Annotated in this window: 13 protein-coding genes; 10 read left to right on the top strand and 3 right to left on the bottom strand. The window is 69.4% G+C overall.

Translation table 11 applies throughout. The annotated features are described in order from the left end of the window. The first annotated feature begins 7 nt into the window (after nt 1-7). Nucleotides 8-1,393, top strand: a complete 1,386-nt coding sequence (locus Ari01nite_RS13465) for a pyridoxal phosphate-dependent decarboxylase family protein (protein ID WP_203781542.1) — start codon at nt 8-10, stop codon at nt 1,391-1,393. After that, nucleotides 1,318-2,919 carry an alpha-N-arabinofuranosidase gene (locus tag Ari01nite_RS13460; protein WP_239162725.1) on the top strand — a complete coding sequence of 534 codons (1,602 nt, stop codon included), beginning with the start codon at nt 1,318-1,320 and terminating at the stop codon, nt 2,917-2,919. The genes Ari01nite_RS13465 and Ari01nite_RS13460 overlap by 76 nt, the downstream gene beginning before the upstream one ends. 73 nt (nt 2,920-2,992) lie before the next feature. Here Ari01nite_RS13460 and Ari01nite_RS13455 read toward each other — a convergent pair whose 3' ends face one another. Both Ari01nite_RS13455 and Ari01nite_RS13450 read right to left on the bottom strand, forming a co-directional pair. Further along, the gene (locus tag Ari01nite_RS13455; protein WP_203781541.1) at nt 2,993-4,291 is read right to left on the bottom strand and encodes a glycoside hydrolase family 28 protein; all 1,299 of its coding nucleotides are present in this window, start codon (nt 4,289-4,291) and stop codon (nt 2,993-2,995) included. A 111-nt stretch (nt 4,292-4,402) separates the two neighbouring features. Beyond that, complete coding sequence (locus Ari01nite_RS13450) at nt 4,403-5,812, bottom strand: ricin-type beta-trefoil lectin domain protein (protein WP_239162724.1); 1,410 nt, start codon at nt 5,810-5,812, stop codon at nt 4,403-4,405. Between the two features lie 478 nt (nt 5,813-6,290). Here Ari01nite_RS13450 and Ari01nite_RS13445 point away from each other — a divergent pair, with 478 nt between their 5' ends. Genes Ari01nite_RS13445 through Ari01nite_RS13435 form a run of 3 tightly spaced genes read left to right on the top strand, consistent with a single transcriptional unit; the run spans nt 6,291 to nt 12,858 of the window. Then, nucleotides 6,291-9,215 (top strand): glycoside hydrolase family 3 protein, encoded by a 2,925-nt coding sequence (locus tag Ari01nite_RS13445; protein ID WP_203781540.1) that lies wholly within the window; start codon nt 6,291-6,293, stop codon nt 9,213-9,215. Continuing rightward, on the top strand, nt 9,212-11,053 hold the full coding sequence (locus tag Ari01nite_RS13440) for an ABC transporter ATP-binding protein (RefSeq protein WP_203781539.1): 1,842 nt from the start codon (nt 9,212-9,214) through the stop codon (nt 11,051-11,053). Before Ari01nite_RS13445 ends, Ari01nite_RS13440 begins: the two co-directional genes overlap by 4 nt. 8 nt (nt 11,054-11,061) lie before the next feature. After that, nucleotides 11,062-12,858 (top strand): ABC transporter ATP-binding protein, encoded by a 1,797-nt coding sequence (locus Ari01nite_RS13435; protein ID WP_203781538.1) that lies wholly within the window; start codon nt 11,062-11,064, stop codon nt 12,856-12,858. Between the two features lie 48 nt (nt 12,859-12,906). Here Ari01nite_RS13435 and rfaE2 read toward each other — a convergent pair whose 3' ends face one another. Then, complete coding sequence (rfaE2, locus tag Ari01nite_RS13430; RefSeq protein WP_438872168.1) at nt 12,907-15,042, bottom strand: D-glycero-beta-D-manno-heptose 1-phosphate adenylyltransferase; 2,136 nt, start codon at nt 15,040-15,042, stop codon at nt 12,907-12,909. Between the two features lie 575 nt (nt 15,043-15,617). Between rfaE2 and Ari01nite_RS13420 the strand changes: the two genes are divergently transcribed. The 5 genes from Ari01nite_RS13420 (at nt 15,618) to Ari01nite_RS13400 (ending at nt 19,785) form a co-directional block, all read left to right on the top strand. Next, entirely contained in the window at nt 15,618-16,274 is a 657-nt protein-coding gene (locus Ari01nite_RS13420) for a hypothetical protein (RefSeq protein WP_203781537.1), read from the top strand. A 42-nt stretch (nt 16,275-16,316) separates the two neighbouring features. After that, nucleotides 16,317-16,481: a hypothetical protein gene (locus Ari01nite_RS13415; protein WP_203781536.1), complete on the top strand. Its 165-nt coding sequence runs from the start codon at nt 16,317-16,319 to the stop codon at nt 16,479-16,481. A gap of 54 nt (nt 16,482-16,535) precedes the next feature. Next, nucleotides 16,536-17,786, top strand: coding sequence for a radical SAM/SPASM domain-containing protein (locus Ari01nite_RS13410; RefSeq protein ID WP_203781535.1), 1,251 nt, complete (start codon nt 16,536-16,538; stop codon nt 17,784-17,786). A gap of 113 nt (nt 17,787-17,899) precedes the next feature. Continuing rightward, nucleotides 17,900-19,027 (top strand): Gfo/Idh/MocA family protein, encoded by a 1,128-nt coding sequence (locus Ari01nite_RS13405; RefSeq protein ID WP_203781534.1) that lies wholly within the window; start codon nt 17,900-17,902, stop codon nt 19,025-19,027. Continuing rightward, the gene (locus tag Ari01nite_RS13400) at nt 19,024-19,785 is read left to right on the top strand and encodes a creatininase family protein (RefSeq protein WP_203781533.1); all 762 of its coding nucleotides are present in this window, start codon (nt 19,024-19,026) and stop codon (nt 19,783-19,785) included. Before Ari01nite_RS13405 ends, Ari01nite_RS13400 begins: the two co-directional genes overlap by 4 nt. The last annotated feature ends 6 nt before the right edge of the window (nt 19,786-19,791 follow it).

Here is a 19,791-nt window from a genome sequence, read left to right as displayed (position 1 = left end):
CATGGATATGTCGGTGTTCAAAGAAGTTCTCGACGAGACCGCGCGGTACGCCGTGCGCTACCTGGACGGCCTGCCGGAGCGACCGGTCACCACCAGCGCGACCCTGTCCCAGCTGCGCGACTCGCTGGGCGGCCCGCTGCCCGAGCAACCGCAGGACCCCGCGGCGGTGATCGCCGCGCTCACCGCGGCCGCGGAACCCGGCGTGCTGCCCTCGTCGAGCGGGCGGTTCTTCGGCTTCGTGATCGGCGGCGGCACCCCGGCGGCGCTGGCCGCCGACTGGCTCACCTCGGTCTGGGACCAGAACGCCGGCCTCTACGTGCTGGGCCCGGCCGCCATGGTGGCCGAGGAGGTGGCCGGCGGGTGGCTGGCCGACCTGCTCGCGCTGCCGCCGGACGTCTCGGTCGGCTACGTGACCGGCGCGCAGATGGCCAATGCGAGCGGCCTCGCCATCGGGCTGCACCACGTACTGGAGAAGGCCGGCTGGGACCTCGCGAAGGACGGGCTGTGGGGCGCGCCGCGGGTGCGGGTGCTGGCCGGCCGCGCCCGGCACGGCACGGTCGACCGGGCGCTGCGCCTCCTCGGCGCCGGCACCGGGCTGATCGTCGAGGTGGACGCGGACGCCGAGGGCCGGATGCGGCCGGACGCGCTGCGCGCCGAACTCGAGCGCGGCGGCGGGCCGGCCATCGTGTGCGCCCAGCTGGGCAACGTGAACAGCGGCGCGCTCGACCCGATCGGCGAGATCTGCGACCTGGCCCGGGAGCACGGCGCGTGGGTGCACGTGGACGGCGCGTTCGGCCTGTGGGCGGCGGCCAGTCCCCGGCTCCGGCCGCTGGTCGCCGGGGTGGAGAAGGCGGATTCCTGGGCCACCGACGCACACAAGTGGCTCAATGTCCCGTACGACTCCGGCTTGATCTTTTGTGCTCATCCGGCCGCACACCGCGCCACCATGGGTGCCCGGGCCGGCTATCTGATGCACGGCGCCGCCGACGAGCGGGACGCGCTCGACTACAACCCCGAACACTCCCGGCGGGCCCGCGGATTTGCCGTGTACGCGGCGCTGCGCGCGCTGGGCCGCGAGGGCGTCGCCGACCTGGTCGACCGCTGCTGCGCGCTGGCCACCCGGTTCGCCGCGAAACTGTCGGCGGCGGACGGCGTCGAGGTGCTCGGCGAGGTGGTGCTCAACCAGGTGCTGGTCCGGTTCGGCGACGACGACGCGCACACCCGCGCGGTGATCGACCGGCTGCAGCGCGACGGCACCTGCTGGATGAGCGGCACTACCTGGGACGGACGAGCGGCGATGCGGATCTCCGTGTCCAATTGGATGACCACGGCGGACGACGTCGACCGCTCGGCGGAAGCCATCCTGCACCACCACGCGAGGAGAGAACCCTGACTACCGTACGTGGCGTCATCGACGTCGACCTGCCCGGCCCGCGCATCAACCGGCACATCTACGGCCACTTCGCCGAGCACCTGGGCCGCTGCATCTACGACGGCTTCTTCGTCGGCGAGGACTCGCCCATCCCGAACGAGCAGGGCATCCGGCTCGACGTGGTGGAGGCGCTGCGGGCCGTCGCCATCCCGAATCTGCGCTGGCCGGGCGGCTGCTTCGCCGACGAATACCACTGGCGCGACGGCATCGGCCCGCGCGAGCAGCGTCCCCGCATGGTCAACAGCCACTGGGGCGACGTGGTCGAAGACAACAGTTTCGGTACGCACGAGTTCATGCAGCTGTGCGAGATGCTCGGCACCGAACCGTACGTCTCGGTCAACGTCGGCAGCGGCACCGTGCGCGCGGCCAGCGAGTGGGCCGAATACCTGACCCGCGACGACGACAGCCCGATGGCCTCGCTGCGCCGGGCCAACGGCCGGGACAAACCCTGGTCGGTGCGGTTCTGGGGGCTGGGCAACGAGCCGTGGGGCTGCGGCGGCGGCATGCGTCCGGAGCAGTACGCCGAGCAGGCGCGCACGTTCGGCACGTACAGCCGGGACCACGGTAGCAACAAGCTCTACCGAATCGCGGCCGGCGGCAATGACGACAACTACCGGTGGACCGAAGTCTTGATGAAGGCGCTCGGCCGCAAGCTCGGCGGCGACATCGCGGCCGAGGGCGACAACACGTTCCAGGCCATCTCGTTCCACCACTACACGCTGTCCGGTTCGTCGTGGTCACAGAAGGGCAGCGCCACCGAGTTCGACGTCGACAACTACTACTGGACCATGGCCAAGGCCGTCGACGTGGAGCGCATCCTGGCCGGACACGCCCGGGTCATGGACGTGTACGACCCGGACAAAACGATCGGCCTGGTGCTCGACGAATGGGGCACCTGGTTCGACGTGGAGCCCGGCACCAACCCCGGCTTCCTGTTCCAGCAGAACACCCTGCGCGACGCCCTGGTGGCCGGCCTGCACTTCGACGCGTTCCACCGGCACGCCGACCGCCTCGTGATGGCCAACCTGGCACAGACCGTGAACGTGCTCCAGGCGATGTTGCTCACTGACGGTGAGGCACTGGTGCGCACGCCGACCTACCACGTGTTCGCGATGAACCGCGACCACCAGGACGCCGAGTCACTGTCGCTGCGCTTCACCACGCCCGCTCCGGTGCACCGGGTAGCGGCCACCGACCTGCCGACGGTAACCGGCTCGGCGAGCCGCACCGCCGACCGCATGCTGATCTCCCTGACCAACCTGCACGCCGACGAAGCCGCCGAGGTGGAACTCGACCTGCGGGGCGCCACGCCCGGCGAGCCGGTGGCGACGGTGCTGACGGCCGACGCGCTCAATGCCCACAACACACCCCAAAACCCGGATGCCGTACGCCCGAGGCCGTTGCCCGGCGTGACGGTCGCGGACGGGGTGTTGCGGGTGCCGCTACCGCCGCACGCTTTCGTGACGGTCGCGGTGCCGGTCGGCTAGTACCGCCGTCGTTGCCGCCGCGGCCCGGGTCGGTGCCGCGGCGGCGTCGGGGCCGCGGGCGCTGGCCGGAGGGCTAGCCGATGGGTTTGCCGTTCACCCGGACGTCTGTCAGCTGGAGGTCGGCGATCTGCTCGGCCACGCCGGGTGAGCGGGCCTCGTCGACGGTGAAGCGGGTGAGCGTGACCGTGCCGATCGGATCCTGGGGGTAACCGGCCAGGCGCCACGGAGCGTCGGTGCTGGCGACTCGCCAGTCACGGAGATGAATGCCGTCGACCTCCGGCAGGTGCGGTCCGGCGTCCCCTTCCTCGTACCCGAAATCGATCTCCAGCACCTGATCTGCCACCCGCCCGACCGTGACGTCCTCGATGTGCACGTCACGGATGAAGCCGCCGCGCACCGAGTTGGTCTTGAAGCGCGCGCAGGACCACAGGTTGGGGCTGTCCATCCGCAGGTTGCGCGCGTAGACGTGCTGCACGCCGCCGCTCATCTCGCTGCCGATGGTCACCCCGCCGTGCCCGTCGGCGAACGTGCAGTTCTCGATCACGATGTGCTGACACGGCACGGCGAGCCGGCGCCCGTCCGTGTTGCGCCCCGCCTTGATCGCGATGCAGTCGTCGCCGGTGTCGAAGTCGCAGTTCTCGATCACCACGCCGTCGCACGACTCGGGGTTGCACCCGTCGTTGTTGTGCCCGTGCGAACGCACCGTGACGCCGTCCACCGTCACGTTGCGGCACAGCACCGGGTGGATCTGCCAGAACGGCGAATTGATGAGGGTCACGCCCTGAATCAGCACGTTCTCGCACCGGTACGGCTGCACGAACGACGGCGGCAGGTGGTAACCCTCGGCGAACACCCGCTCCGCCACCGGCACGTCGTCGTCGGCCATCCGCTCGAGCAGCGCGAAGTCGGCGTTCTCCAGCGGCTTCCAGGCCCACCAGTGCGCGTCGTCGGCCTGCCCGTCCAGCGTGCCGGCCCCGGTGATCGCAATGTCCCGGGCGTCGTAGGCATAGACGAACGGCGAATACCCCATCAGCTCGACGCCCTGCCACCGGGTGGGCACGGCCGGCAGGTAGGCCTCGGGCTCCCGCCGGAACCGCACCACGGCCCCCGCCCGCAGATGCAGGTCGACCCCGCTGAGCAGCCGGATCGGCCCGGTCAGGTAGGAACCCTCCGGCACGATCACGTGCCCGCCGCCGGCCGCGTGGCAGGCCTCGACGGCGGCCCGGAACGCCGCGCCGTCGTCGGTGGTGCCGTCCGCCGCCGCCCCGAAGTCGGTCACCGGGAAGTCCCGATCGGGAAACTCCGGCGCCCGGACCATCGCCCGGACCGCCGCGATTCCATCGATCGCCGTTGCTGGATGCTGCTCGCTCATAGCCGAAAACCGTACGCCATAGCCGGCCGGTAGCCGGCCGGTGCCGCGGTTCGTGCGCCCGGCTCAGCCCGCCGCCCGGCCGCCCCGCCCCCGGTGCGGCCGGGCGGCGGGTCAGGTCGTCGACCAGGTCTGGTTCGGGGTGCCGGCGCACTCGCGGGCGGTGACCGCCGCGCCGTTGCCGGGGCCCTCCGCGGTCAGGCAGAGGCCGGTGGCGCCGGTGATGGTGCCGGTCGGGTTGACCGTCCAGCGTTCCGCCTCGCCGCCGGTGCACTCGTCGATCGTCACCGGGGCGCCCGCCGCGCCCGCGCGCATGCACTTGGTGCCGTAGATGCGCAGTTCGCCGGAGGCGCTCGCGTTCCAGGACTGGTTGCCGCCGCCGTTGCAGTCCCACAGGTCGAGCGCCGTGCCGTTGGTCGTGGAGAAGCCGGGGACGTCGACGCACTTGCCGGACTCGGTGCCGCGGATCGGCGTGCCGGGCGGCGCGGGCGGCTCCTCGTTGACCGGCGGCACCTCGCCGAAGCCCCAGCCCCAGCGGAGCTGCGCCAGGCCGGACGCGCTGTTGACCTGCAGCTTGCCCTTGTCGTCCAGGCTGAGCAGCGAATACGAGTCGTTGAACCGCAGCCCGGGCCAATAGACGATGCCCATCCCGGTGCCGCGGGCCATGGTGGTGATCGCGCCCAGGTAGGCGGTCGACACGTTGCCGTTGTGGTTGCCGTAGTTGAGCCCGATCGTCATCGGCGCGCCGGCCTCGTCGACGATGGTCCGGTGTGCGACGGCGCCGATCCGGGGCAGCAGGTTGGCGATCCACTCGGCCTCGGTGGTGTGGTCGTCCCAGAAGCCGTAGAAGTGCAGCGACAGCAGTGTGCCGTCCAGCGCGTCAGCGGCGCCCACCCCGGTCACGTTGTCGTTGTAGCCGCTCCCGCTGATCACCATCCGGCCGCGGGGCACGCTCGGGTGGGCCGCGAGGAAGTCGGTGCAGACCTGGATCCACTCCTCGACCGGGTAGCCGAACGGCTCGTTCATCGGCTCGAAGTAGACCCGGTCGTTGCGCCCGTACGCGTCCACCACGGTCCGCCACATCTGCTGCCAGGCCGCCGGGTCGTCCACCCGGCCGTCCTTCGCGGTGTTCGCCTCCCAGTAGCTGAGGATGACCTTGAAGCCCTTGGCGGTGGCCGCGTCGACCGTGGCCCGGTACGACTTCCACCAGGTCGTGCCCACGCTGGCCGGGTTGATCGGCAGCCGCAGCGTGTTCGCGCCCAGCTTGGAGCGGAACCCGTCGACCATCGACGACGTCGTCCGGTACACGGTCCGGTAGTCGTCGGTGACGTTCAGCCCGCTCGGCACCACCTCGTCGGCCGCGTAGTTGTCCCGCGGATCCGCCCAGTTCACCCCCTTGAACTGGGCCGGCGGCACCCAGTGCTCCCGGGGTTTGCCGACGGCCGACGACGCACCGGCCCAGGCCAGGGTCATCGCGATCACCGCCGCGACGGACAGCGCGCTTCGGAGTGGCAGGGCCTTCACTCGATACTCCTCTTCCCCTTCGGCTAACGGATACGATAACCCCTGACACTCAGCGGACAAGTGGCCAATCGTGCCACTGGGCAGACGTCGCGGCCGGTCCGCGCGGCTACGCACCGCTTCCGCAAACTCGCGATCGGAACCGTCTTCCGGGCTCCGCCAGGAATTTGTGGCCTACCGGTATGGCTTCCGCGCAATCAGGGAACATGCGGTAACCGGCCGACCATCCACAGTTACCTGGACACCACTCGGATACGGCCGCCACGACACCGGAGTAAATGTTTACCAGGTCAGCGTCCACAGTCGACGCGAGCTTACCACGCCGACCGGCGCACAAGCCGCCACCATAAGGCAACGGCCTTGACATCTAACTTGACATTCTAAATCGACTAGCATATATATAATATGTAACCAGGGATATCAATGCAACTATTCAACAACGGGGTGCAACTATTTTGTTTGCTAACGGAAGAGGGCTCCGATGACCGAGCCCTCACCCGAATTTGATTCGTTCCGGGATCCGGGCAGGCCACTGGAGGCGCGTGTCGACGCGCTGTTGGCGCAGCTCACTCTCGACGAGAAGATATCCATTCTGCACCAGCACCAGCCAGCCATTCCGCGGCTCGGGGTCGCCCCTTTCCGCACCGGCCAGGAGGTGTTGCACAGCATTGGCTGGACCGGCCCGGTCACGGTCTTCCCGCAGGCGATCGGCCTGGGAGCCAGTTGGAACGGCGAGCTGGTCGAGGCGATCGGCGCAGCGATTGCGGACGAGCTGCACAAGCTCCGGCGCGACGATCCGTCGATCAGCCTGAACGTCTGGGGGCCGGCTGTCAGCCTTCTCCGCGACCCGCGATGGGGGCGGAACGAGGAGGGTTACTCGGAAGACCCTTTTCTCACCGCGATGCTTGCCACCGCATTCTGCCGGGGGCTGCGCGGGCACCGGCCGGACGAAAATCCGGCAGTGCTCAAGACGGCTCCCACGTTGAAGAGCTTCGTCGGGTACAACCACGAGGAGGGCGAGCCGAGATCGGGGCTACGGGCAAGAGTCCTGTGGGAGTACGAGGCACGGCCATTCGAATGGACCATAAAGGCCGGCGTGGTGTCGGGTGTGATGCCTACCTGCAAGGAGATCAACGGAAGGCCCGGGCACCTCAGTCCACTGTTTTCCGTCCTCCGTCGGTGGCAACCGGACATCCTCGTGATGTCCGATGCGTGGGCTCCCATCAATCTGGTTGAGGGTTCACATTTCTATGATGACCGGCCGCACGCGTACGCGTCCGCGATGAAGGCCGGCCTGGACAGCTTCACCTGCGAGGACGGGGATCCGACGAACACTGTCGAGGCCCTCGAGAGCGCCATTCTTCTCGGCCTGCTGTCCGAGTCGGACATCGACGCGGCGGCACGCCGCCTGCTCACGATGCGCATGCGGCTCGGTGAATTTGATGCGGGCGGCTCGGCCGAGATCTCGCCGACGCCGATCTCGCAGAGCGGCCCGAGTCGGGAGCCGGTGCGGACCGTCGTCGACTCACCGGCCCACCGGGCACTCGCCCGCGAGGCCGGCCGGCAGTCTCTGGTGCTCCTCAAGAACGATTCCGAGGTCCTCCCGTTCGACCGTGCCGACGTCGGGTCGGTGGCGCTGATCGGTCCCCATGCCGACAAACTCTTCCTCGACTGGTACTCGGGCGAGCCGCCCTACGAGGTGACCTGTCTCGACGCCGTCCGGGAACGCTTTTCCCCCGAAGCCGTGCGGCACGTCGAGGGAGTCGACCGCATAGCGCTGCGCCTGCCGGACGGCTCGTACCTGACAGCGGGGAGAGAGCCGGCGGGTGCGGCGCTCCGCGGGCATCCGGCGCCGGGGCCCGTGTCCGAGGAGCAGTCGTTCGATCTGTTCGAGTGGGGCGAGGCGGTCGTCTCGCTGCGCGTCGTCGCCAACCGTCGTTTCCTGGCCGAGCGGGACGGCGGCGAACTGGTCAACGACGCCGTCGCACCCGGGGGCTGGGTGGTCAACGAGACCTTCGAGGTGGTACCGCACGGCGACGCGTGGCTGCTGCGCAGCGTACGAAGCGGCCGGTACCTTGCCGTGACCGGCGCGGACGGCTCGGCTGTCCTGTCTGCCGACCGGCCCGAGGACGCCACGCCGCTGGTCCGCGAGGTGTTGAGCGACGCGGCGGCGGAGGCCCGGCTCGCCGCGTCCGCCGCCGACGTGGCCATCGTCGTCGTGGGTAACCATCCGTTGATCAACGGCCGGGAGACACGCGACCGGCGCGAACTCGACCTGGCACCCGGCCAGACGAGGGTGGTGCAGTCGGCGCTGGCGGCCAACCGGCGCACCGCGGTGGTGCTGGTGAGCAGCGCACCCATGACGGTCACCGACCTCGACCGGTCGGCATCGGCCCTGCTGTGGTCCTCCCACGGCGGCCAGGAAATGGGCGCGGCGATCGTCGCCACCTTGTTCGGCGAATATTCGCCGGCCGGCCGGCTGCAGCAGACCTGGTACCGGAGCGTCGCGGACCTCGGCGACATTCTGGACTACGACATCATCAAGAGCGGCAAGACGTACCTCTATTTTGCCGGCGAGCCGTTGTACCCCTTCGGTCACGGGTTGAGCTATACGACCTTCGAATATCGCAACCTGCGGGTGAGTCCGGCTCGCGCCGATCGGAGCGGCCGGATCTCGGTCCTGGTCGACGTGCTCAACTCGGGCAAGCGCGACAGCGACGAGGTCGTCCAGGTTTATCTGCGTGCGCCTCGCGGCGGGCCACCGCGGCCGGATCGTGAGCTGCGGGGTTTCCGCCGGATCTCACTCCCGGCCGGCGGCTCGACCACCGTGGCGATGGACGTGACGGTCGAGTCACTCGGGTACTGGGACGTCGGCCGAGGGCGGTTCGAGGTGGAACCGGGCGAGTACACCGTCATGGTCGGCCGTTCGAGTCGCGACATCGCCACCACGGCCAGCTTCGACGTCGCCGGCCGAGCTGATCGGTCGCGCAACGTCCGCGACCGTCTGGTCCGGGCCGCGGACTTCGACGACTATGACGATGTCTTTCTGGTCGCGGAGAACCGGGTGGCGGGCGACGCGATAGAGAGCCGGGTGGCCGGCGGATGGCTCCTGTTCCGCGGCGTCGACCTGGATGCGGCCGGACGGCAGCTGGTCGCTCGGGTCGGGCCGGTGGACGGCACCGCCAGCGCCATCGAGGCCCGCCTCGACGATCCGGCGACCGGAACGGTGGTGGCGCGCGCGGAGGTGCCCAAGGCGGTCGGGCCGAGCGGCTGGACCACGGTCACCGCCTCGGCCCGCCCGGTCTCCGGACGGCACGACCTGTACCTGGTCTTCGACGGTCCGGCACGGCTGGCGGCCTTCGCCATCACCGGGGATCCGGCCGGGGAGTCAGGGGACTCCCGATGAACGCCACCCTGCGATACCGGCTCCGGCTGGCGCAATCCCTGCGGGCTGGCGGCCTCGCCAGCCTGGCGCTCGGCACGGTGTTCCTGGTCCAGGCGGTCCTGCCGGCCGGAATCGCCCTGGCGACCGGACGGCTCGTGGACCGGGCGATCGCCGGTGCCGGCGGTGATCCGTGGACCCCCCTCGTCGCCCTCGGCGCCCTGCTGCTCACCGGACAGGTTGCCGACCAGCTCCTGCCACCGCTGCGGTTCGCGGTGTGGCGCCTGATCGACGGGGAACACCGCGACATGGTCTGCCGCCTCGCCGCGCAGCCGCTCGGGATCGCTCCCCTGGAAGACAGCGCGGTGCGTGACGACATTCTCCTGGCGGCGGCCAATCGGCGGAGCTGGGCCGAACAAAGTCCGGGAGAGGCTGCCATCGGTCAGCTGTGGGCATTTTCCGGTTTGCTGGCCGTGGCGCTGGCCGGGCTGGTCGTCGCGGCGTACTCGTGGTGGCTGGTGATCGTTCTGGTGACTCCAGTGATGATCACTCGACATCTCCTGCTGCGTGATGACATCTCGATGTCGAAGCTCTGGGCGGCCGGCGTGTCGGAGTCCCGGCGGGCCCAGTACTGGGCGGACACGGTCGCCCAGCCCGGACCGGCCAAGGAGGTGCGCCTGTTCGGTCTCCGGGACTGGCTCCTCGAGCACTGGCGCGGACGGGAACTGCGGCATCTGGTGCCGGTGTGGGACAAGGGCAACACGATCGTCAAGCGGCAATGGCTTACCTTCATGATCGCGTCCGGCGGCGCCTTCATCGGGCTGTATGTACTGGGTGTCGCCACTCTCGGCGGCAGCCTGCCGCTCGCCGGCCTGGCCGCCAGCCTGACCGCCGTCCTGGCCCTGCTCTCCTACGGCAACCTGGACCTCGCGGCGGTGGCGGTGGTTCGTGGCCGGCCCTCCTACGAGGCACTCGGCCGCCTTGAATCCAGGCTCCGTGCGGACGAGGCGGACCGGCCGCACCGGCCCGCCGATGCGGCCGGCCGAGCGGTGCCCGGCCGGCCTCCCCTGATCCGATTCGAAGACATCCACTTCACCTATCCCGGTGCGTCGCGCGCCGTGCTCAACGGGCTGAACCTCGAAATACGGCCGGGCGAGGTCATCGGCCTGGTCGGGCTCAACGGTGCCGGCAAGACCACGATCACCAAGCTGCTGACCCGGCTGTACGAGCCCACCTCGGGCCGGATCACGGCGGACGGGACCGATATCGCGCATCTCGACGCCCGGTCGTGGCGTAACCGCCTGGCCGTCGTCTTTCAGGATTTCGTCCGCTATCCGCTGTCCGCCGCCGAGAACGTGCAGGCCGGGGACCCGGCCGGAGACGGCGAACGGACACTCGCGGACGTAGCGCGTGAGGCGGGCATCGACTGGCTCGTCGAGCGGATGCCGAACGGCTGGGAGACCCCGCTGTCGCCGACCCTTCGCGGTGGTGTGGAGCTCTCGGGCGGTCAGTGGCAGAACGTCGCCCTCGCTCGCGCGCTGTACGCGGTCCGGGCCGGCGCTCAGGTGCTGGTGATGGACGAGCCGACCGCGCACCTCGATGTGCGGACCGAGGTGGAGGTCTTCCGGCGGCTGCTCCGCGCGGTTCCGGAAGCGTCCGTCGTGCTCATTTCGCACCGGCTGTCGACGATCCGGGAGGCCGACCGCGTGGTGTTGCTCTCGGGCGGTCGCGTCGTGGAGTCGGGCACCCATGAGGAGCTCATGGAGGCAGCCGCCGGATACGCCGAACTCGTGGCCGTTCAGGCAACCGCTGCCACGAACGGCGGCGCGGGACACTCCTACGACGCGGCGGAGGAGATCTGATGGCCAAGTTGCGCCTGTGGTTCGAGGTCATCGTCTGGTGCTTACGCGCCTCACCGGTCCGGACGGTCGGCGTGCTCGTCCTGTTGGTCGCGGACATCGCGGCCGTCGGAGTTCTCGGCCTGTGTCTGCGCGAGATCACCGATGCGGTGTCCGGCGGCGACCGTCGTACCGTTCTGGTGGCGGCCGTGGGTGGCGCCCTCGCCTTCCTCGTCATCAGCGCTGGTACCGGTGCCCGGTTCGGATTGATGGGCAACCTCGGCGAACGGGTCGGGCTCCGGGTGGACGAAGAGGTGCTCCGCACCGCCACCGGCCTGCCGTCGATCGAGCACGTCGAGTCGCCCGCCTACCTCGACCGGCTTTCGCTGGTCCTGGGCCGCGGCTCGAGTCTGGTGTACGCCGCGCTGGCACCGCTCGCCTCGGTGTCGAGCATCATCGGCATCGGGGTGAGTACGGCTCTGCTCTCGCAGGTTCACCCGGTGTTCGCCCCGGTGGTGATCTTCGCGGCGATACCCCTGCTCCTCAGCCGGCGCGGTGAGCGGCTCATCCGGGAGGCGAGCCTGGCCAGTGCTCAGGACGCGCGCCTCGAGCGTCAGCTGTTCGACCTGCTGACCCAGCCGGAGCCGGGTAAAGAGGTGCGCGTCAGCGGCCGGGGAGGCGACCTCATGCAGCGCCGGCGGAATTCCTGGCACGCCGTCCACAAGGTCCGCACGGCGGGCGAGATGCGTGCGGCCGGTCTCGCGGTTGCCGGATGGGCCGTCTTCATGCTGGCCTACGTAGCCGGCCTGGGGTTTGTGGTGTGGCTCGTCGCCCGCGGCGAACGCACCCCGGGCGACCTGGTTCTGGCGGTCACGCTCGCGGCGCAGCTCCGTGGACAGGTGGAGCGGACTCTGGCGATGGCCCGTGAGGCGCTCGCCGGGGTGGCCGTGATCGAACCCTTCCTCTGGCTTCGCGAGCACGCGCGGCGGCTCCGGGACGACAGCGGGGGCCGCGCGCTCGACCTGGACAGGCTTCGCAGCGGGATCGAGCTGGAGAGCGTCTGGTTCCGTTATCCCGAGGCGAAACACGACGCGCTCGTCGACGTCTCGATCCATCTGCCGGCGGGTTCTACCGTCGCCGTGGTCGGAGAGTACGGATCGGGCAAGAGCACGCTCGTGAAGCTGCTTCTGGGGCTGCACCAACCGGACCGGGGCAGCATCACGGTTGACGGTATCGACCTCCGCGACGTCGACCTGCAATCGTGGCGCGCCTCGACCAGCGCGGTGTTCCAGGACTTCGGCCGGTACCAGCTCCGTCTCCGGGAATCGATCGGCATCGGTGATCTGCCGGCGGTCTCCGACCACGAACGGGTGGAGCACGTGGCGCGCGCGGCGGGCGCCGACGCGGCGTCCTGGTCGCTCCCGGACGGCATGGACACCCAGCTGGGGACGCTGTTCAGCGGGACAGAGCTCTCCGAAGGTCAATGGCAGAAGGTTGCCCTGGCGCGTGGCACGATGCGCCGCGGACCGCTGCTCGTGGTGATGGACGAACCGACCGCCGCGCTCGACGCGCCGAGCGAACACGCGATGTTCGAGCGCTATACCGCGATAGCGCGCAAGTCGCGTGAGCTGGCCGGGACCGTGACGGTGATCGTGTCCCACCGGTTGTCCACCATCGACATGGCGGATCTGATCCTGATGATGTCGAACGGCCGCATTCTCGAAGCCGGAGACCACCAGACACTCATGGCGGCGGGTGGGCCGTACGCGGAGATGTTCCGGCTGCATCAGGTGGCCCATTCGACCACGGCCGCCGAACCCGAGCATTAGCGCGCGTGGTCCCGCCGACCGGTTCGCCGGCCGGCGGGACCGCAACTCCTACAGTGCGAGTCCGTTGACGGCCCGGGTGATCAACGATGTCGTGGAACGGCCGTCGAGGTACGGCACGGTGACCACCTGGCCGCCCCACGAGCGCACCAGAGCGGCCTCCGGGATCGCGGTGTTGGAGTAGTCGCCGCCCTTCACGAAGATGTCCGGGCGCAGTTCGTCGAGCAGGCGCAGGGGTGTGTCCTCGTCGAAGACGGCTACGGCGTCGACGGACTGCAGGGCCTGCAACACGAGGGCCCGGTCCGGCAGCGAGACGACGGGCCGGCTGGGGCCCTTGAGCCGCGCCACGGACTCGTCGCTGTTCAAGCACACGATCAGGCAGTCCCCGATCATCCGGGCCTGCTCCAGCAGGGCGACGTGCCCGGGGTGCAGGAGGTCGAAGCAGCCACCGGTGGCGACCACGAGGCCACCCTCCGCGCGGACCCGGCGCGCGAAGTCCAGTCCGTCGACCGGGCTGGTGGTGGCCGGGTGCGATGCGGTGTCGAGAATGCGCGGTCCCCCGGCAACGACATAGGCGGTGGCTGCGGCGACCGCCCCGGCCACCGCCTCGGAGAGCAATGCACCGTCGGCGAGCAGGGCCGCGGCCTTGACCGCGAAGTAGTCGCCGGCGCCGCAGGTGTCCTCGCCCGGGGAACCGTCCCACGCCGCTGGTATGACCAGCGGAGGGAGCTCGGGATCCTCGACGAGGGCCGCCCCCCGGTGACCGAGGGTGACCGCGATGCCGGCCACCGGCCAGCGCCGCAGGAGTTCCCGGGCGCGGTCCACGTCGGCACCGAGCCGGCTGCCCGAGATGGACTGGACGGCGTGGGCTGCTTCCCGGGTGTTCGGCGTGGCCACCCGGACGCCCGGAACCGGCTCGCTGCCTCGAGGGTGCGGATCCCACACCACGGGTACCCGCGCCGCCGCCTCGCCCAGCAGGTCCCGCACCGATGCCGCGGCCGTCATGTTCCGTCCGTAGTCGGCCACCACCACGGCATCAGTCTCGCCCGCCAGCAGCCTCGCCTCGGCCGGGACCGGGCGCAGGACGGCACCCGGCACCGGCGCCTCGTCGAGCATGAGCAGTGACCGGTTCCCGGTCCGGATCCGGGTCTTCACCGGCGTAGCTCCGGCGAGACCCAGATCGATCACCTGGACCCCGGCGACCTCCAGAAGGCGTCGCAGGTCGTGGCCGTCCGCGTCATCGGCGAGCGCGGTCATGAGCGTGACCTCCTTTCCGAGCCGCGCGGCGAAGACCGCCGCCAGGCCGGCGCCGCCGGGGCGCGTGGAGGTGGTCATGGAGTCGACGACCGGCACCGGGGCCTCGGGCGAGAGGCGCTCGGTGCGCCCGCTGACATCGCGGTCCAGGAGCGTGTCGCCGACCACGAGGATGCGGCTGGCGCTGCCGTGCCGCCTCGGTGGCCGCGGGCGGCCGCGGGACAGCGGCCTGCGCTGTATCACCACGGGAACGCCGGAGGCCGGCGCCGGTGTCGGGACGGCGCCGTCCGCCGCGGCAGGAGGACTGTCCGGCACGGCTGGGTGCTGGGCGGCGGCATCCACGGCCGCCAAGGCGCGTTCGAAGCTCTCGCAGATCAGATGCACGGCCGTGAGATGCAGCTCCTGGATCACGGGGGTGTCGCCGGTCGCCGCGACGGCCTCGTCACAGAGGTCAGCCAGCCGGTTCGGCCGCGGACCCGTCAGCGCCCAGACCGTCATCGCCCGGGCGCGCGCTGCCTCGGCCGCAGCCAGGACGTTGGGGCTGTTTCCGGAAGCGGACAGCAGGATCAGGACGTCACCGGCTCGGCCGTGCGCCTCGACCTGCCGGGCGAACACCTTCGCGTACGAGTAGTCGTTGGCGATCGCGGTGACGCTGGAGCTGTCCGCATGCAGCGCGAGCGCGGAGAACGGCTGCCGGTCGCGTCCGAATCGTCCCACGAGTTCAGCGGTGAGGTGTTGCGCCTCGGCGGCGGAGCCCCCGTTGCCCGCGGCGAGCAGGCGGGCGCCGCGGGACAACGTTTCATACAACTGGGTACCCCAGCGGTCCAGAACCTCGATGTCCAACACGGACAGTCCGGCGATCAGTCTCTCGACGTGTGCTGGCCCGTCTGCGGAGCGTGAGGTATCCGATGCACCGTTACGTGCAGCAGCCATAGATGATTCCCCCGGTTAACCTGCATCGATACCCTGTCCGCCCGCGCAGCCGTGTCACGCATGGACCGGATCAACAGAGCCGACCTTTCACGGCGTGTCAACACTAACGACTCTGCCGGACGTCGCCCTGGCGACGATGCGAATAATTGAAGATCCTCAAAGCGTACATGCTCGCACCCATCGGCGCATGGCTTTGCTGGTGACCTGCGAATCGACGGGCGCCAACGTGTCACGGGCGCGCCACTGCGCAGCAATCACATCGACTTAACCCAATGTAAACGGTCGGCGCAACACCTTGACGCCCGGAAGGATTGGGTGTTGGGATGGTGACACCTAGCAGAGTTACCGGGTCGCGTCGTCATGAACTGGGTGACCTGCCTCGGTAGCCATCAATCGGACCGGGGGGCTGAGTTGCTTGGTGTAACCGCTTTGCAGGTTGACGCTGCAACAAAACAGCACATTCACTGTGCAACCACAGAGCAGATTCCGGGCAGCGTACGCGCGCCAGATCATTGGAACGTCGTTCGACGATTCGTCTGCTCGATCCGCAGCGTCGGCGCCACCACCCCGCGACCATGACGGCAACACCGACGGTCGTCGGCATCAGCCCGGTCGGACGCGTCCTACCGTCCGCGGTCGTGGTGTCGACGTCTCCCGGCGACGTGGCCCGGTATGCGGCCGGGCGCCTCTATCTTGGCTGCTCCATAGTGGTCAGCATCGCGCCCGAGGTCGGCGACGACGCCCGGGTCGCTCGCAACAAGCTGGACGAGGCCGCGATGCGGCTACTCGGTGTCCAGTCCGTTCGCCTCCCCGCCGGCCCGGCCCTGGGCCACGATGCCATTGACGGCCCCGTCCAGCAGCGGTTACGCGAGCGGCTGGCGGCCATCTTCGAGGGCATCGCGGAGATTTGGCTGCCGGCCGGCAGCGGCGGCTCGCCGTTCGAGGCGGCCGTGCGAGAGCTGTGTGCCACCGAGGCCACGGCGGCGGGCAGCCGGCTCGTCCTCTTCGCGCCCGCGGCACTGGGCGCGGCCGAGGTGGAGGGTCTCGTCGCGCCACTGAAACGAATCATCGGCCGGTACACACTGGAGCTCCGGGCGGTCCGCCTCGACGATCAGGCCGCCGCCGCCAAGCGGGTGATCATCGACCGGTACGGTCGCGGCCATCCCGACTCGCCTGCCGGCCCGCTGGACGTGGAGCACTCTTGGCACATCCTGACCGCGGAGAACGGCTGACCACAATTCGCGTGTCCGTGTGCAGCCGGCCGAGGAGAAGATATGGAGATCAACCAGAACCTGAAGGCGCCGTTTCCGGCGGATCCGGTGTGCCACGCGACGATGCGGGAAAGCACCGGCGCCGGCACGATTTTAATTCGACGTCACCGGGTGGCGCGTACGGCTTTACGGCGTATCCGAACCATGTCGACAACCACATCGGGATAGGACTTCGTCCTCGGAATCTGATCCGGGCAGACGTGGTCCGGAGTAGGAGACGTCATGTACGTTCATCCTTTCTGGAGCTATCGCCCCATAGTCGGCGGATTTGCCGTGAAGAACCACCTGGAAAATGCGGAATTCATTGCTCCGGAGGATTTCGTCCCCGCGCTGCAGTCGGTTTACGACAGCGGGGCCGCGCTTCCGGAAGGGATGAGCCGCGACCTGGCCACCCGCCACCGTCTGGTTTTCGACTCCGCGGACGCGGCTGACACACACCTGTCGTCGCTGTCGGCTTACCAGGCGAAGGCACTGCCGGTCATCGACCAGATCGAGATGACGAACCGCTGCCCCTACACCTGTGGTATGTGCCCGCGCACCATCTCCATGACGCGCGAGCTCGGCGACATGTCGATGGACGTCTTCACGTCCCTCATCACCCAGGTCGCCGGGCGTCAGCGCTATCTGGCGCTGCACCACTTCGGCGAGTCCCTGCTGCACAAGGGCTTGCCGGACGCCGTGGCTTTCGCCCGGGACATGCGGGTGCGCACCGCCCTGTCGTGCAACCCGCCGAGCCTGCGGCCGCAGCTCGCGGAACAGCTCATGCGGTCGGGCATCGTGAGCCTTCTGCTGTCGCAGGACTCGTTGGATCCGGAGACGTACAAGAGCATCCGCGGACGGGTCGCCCGCGCCTCGCTGGCGGACACCCACATCCGTGAACTGGTACGGCTGCGGAACGAGGGCGGCTACGACACGGCGATCACCCTGCAAATGATCAATATGGACGCGAACCGCGACGAGGCCAACCGTTTCATCGACTACTGCGCCGAAGTCGGGGTGGACCGGGGCGTCGTCATCCGGCTGGGCCGGTGGGACTTCGACGACTCGTACATCGAACAGATCGGCGAGGTGACCGCGCCGGGTTACACGGCGCCGTGCTCACTGCCCTGGACGGCCCTGGTGGCGCTCTGGGACGGCCGGATCGTGCCCTGCTGCCACGACTACAACGGTGAAGTCGTGCTGGGTGACCTTCGCACCCAGACCCTGGACGAGATCTGGGAGAGCGCCACCGCCCGGCATTTCCGGGACCGCAACGACGACTCGGCATTCTGCCGCAAGTGCGCGTTCAGCAAGTGGTTCAAGGAACAGCAGCGCGAGCGCGAGGGATTCCTGTACTTCCACCGCGAACGGGCCGGCGAAGGCGAGGAGCGCGTCGAGTGGGTCAATCCCGAGTCGATCGGATGGCGCGACGGGGTGGCCTGGTTCAACCGCTTCGATGTACTGACCGGCGCATCCGCCGGCGCGTCGTCGTGACGCCCCGCCGCGCCCCGTCGAGCCGGCGCTGAAGCACCGCAACAACACCATCGCGCAGGCCGTCGGCCGGCCGCACCGATCCGGGCCGTCGATGGCCGAGAAAGGGACGATTGATGTTCAGCAGCAAGATCAAATTCTCGTTCGAGCACTCCCGCCGGCTGAAGGTCGCCGTCGTGGGCTGCGGCGGCCAGATGTTCCGCAACATCCTGCCGACGTTCCAGTACGCGCCCGTCGAACTGGTCGCTGTCGCGGATGTCGTCGCCGAGCGGGCCGAGGCGTACGCCCGCCAGTTCGGGGCGGCGGAGACCTACACCAGCCTGGAGGCGCTGCTCGGCTCCGCCGACGTCGACGCGGTCCTGCTGGCGACCGGGTACGACCAGGACGGCCGGCCCCGGTACCCGGAGCAGGCCCGGCTCGTCATGGAGTCGGGGCGGCACGTGTGGATCGAGAAGCCGCCGGCATCCAGCGTGGCCGAGATCGAGGAGCTCCACCGGATCAGCACCGCGACCGGCAAGCAGGTGGGCATCGGGCTGATGAAGATGTTCAGCACCAGCGTGACCAAGGTCGCCGAGATCCTCGCCCAGCCCGAGTTCGGCGCCCCGACGACCCTGTATCTGCGCGACCCGGAGAAGCTGCCGCCCGAGGATCAGCGGCAGGACCTGGACGCGATGCACTGGTTCCTGGACCACATCGTGCACCCGGCGTCCGTGCTGCAGCGTCTGATGGGGCCGGTCCGCCGGCTCTACACCGAGGAGGGGCCGGACGGCGAGCCGATCTTCACCATGAAGTTCGCCAACGGTGCGGCCGGCGTCCTGCACATGCCGTGGGGAATGTCGGGCACCAGTCCGATGGAGCGCCTGGAGGTCGTCGGCCAGGGTGCCAACGTCGTGGTGGAGAACAACACCCGGATCACCTACTACCGGCCGGGCCACCGGGGCGTCGGCGAATACGAGTACGGCCGGATCCCGGACTTCACCAGCCCGCTGGCGGATGCGCCGCTGCACTGGGAGATGGACTGCTACTCCGGCCAGCCCTACAACCTGAACCTCTTCGTGCAGGGCTACGCCCAGGAGATCATCTACTTCGCCACCCAGCTGCTGCACGACAAGAGCATCGAGATCGGCGGGCTCGAGGATGCCTGGCACGTCATGCACATCTACGAGGCGTGCGCGAAGGGCTCGAACCAGGTGGTCGAACTGCCGACCCTGTTCCAGCCGGACCGGCGAAGCGGCGCGGCGTGACGGCGCCGCAGCGGGATGCTGCGCCGACCGACTTCGCCGAGCTCAACTGGTTGGCGGTGGCCGAGCGGGTCCGGGCGGACACTCGGGTGCTCATCCCGATGGGTGCCACCGAGGAGCACGGCTATCTGAGCCTGGCCAGCGACAGCATCTACGCCGACTACGTCACGCGCCAGGCGTGTGCGCGCGTGGGTGTGCTGCGAACCCCGGTGGTGCCGTTCGGTCCCTCGGCGTTTGCGATCAACTTCCCGGGTACGCTGTCGATGCGAACCTCCACGATGTGCGCGATCGTCGAGGACATCATCGACTGCCTGTACCGGCAGGGTTTCCGCCGGCTGGTGTTCGCCACCGGGCACGGCGGAAACGAGGTGATCACCGGCGTCCTGTCCGAGGCGCAGATCGACCGGGACGGGCTGTCGGTCTATTACTACAACTGCTGGGACGGCATGCGTGACGAATCCCGGCGCATCTCCGAGGAGCGCGGGCTGGGCGTCTGTGATCATGCCGCCTGGTACGAGGTTCAGGCGGATACCCGGGTCGCTCCCATCCCGGCCGGTGCCAGTCAGCCGGTGCCGGCGGATCCCGACTTTCCGATGTTCCCGTTGAACCCGCGTACCGCGCGCAGGCAGATACCGGACGGCGTGGTGGCCGGCGCCTACGACATCGCCGACGACGCCGAGACGGCCCGCCTGCGCGAAGCGTGTGTCGACCACTTGACCGATTTCCTCCAGCGCCTCCCGGCTGCCGCACCCGAGCGATGAAGGGCT

The organism is Paractinoplanes rishiriensis (assembly GCF_016862375.1).
In the GTDB taxonomy this organism is placed as follows: Bacteria; Actinomycetota; Actinomycetes; order Mycobacteriales; family Micromonosporaceae; genus Actinoplanes; species Actinoplanes rishiriensis.
This window is presented reverse-complemented; position numbering and strand designations above follow the sequence as displayed.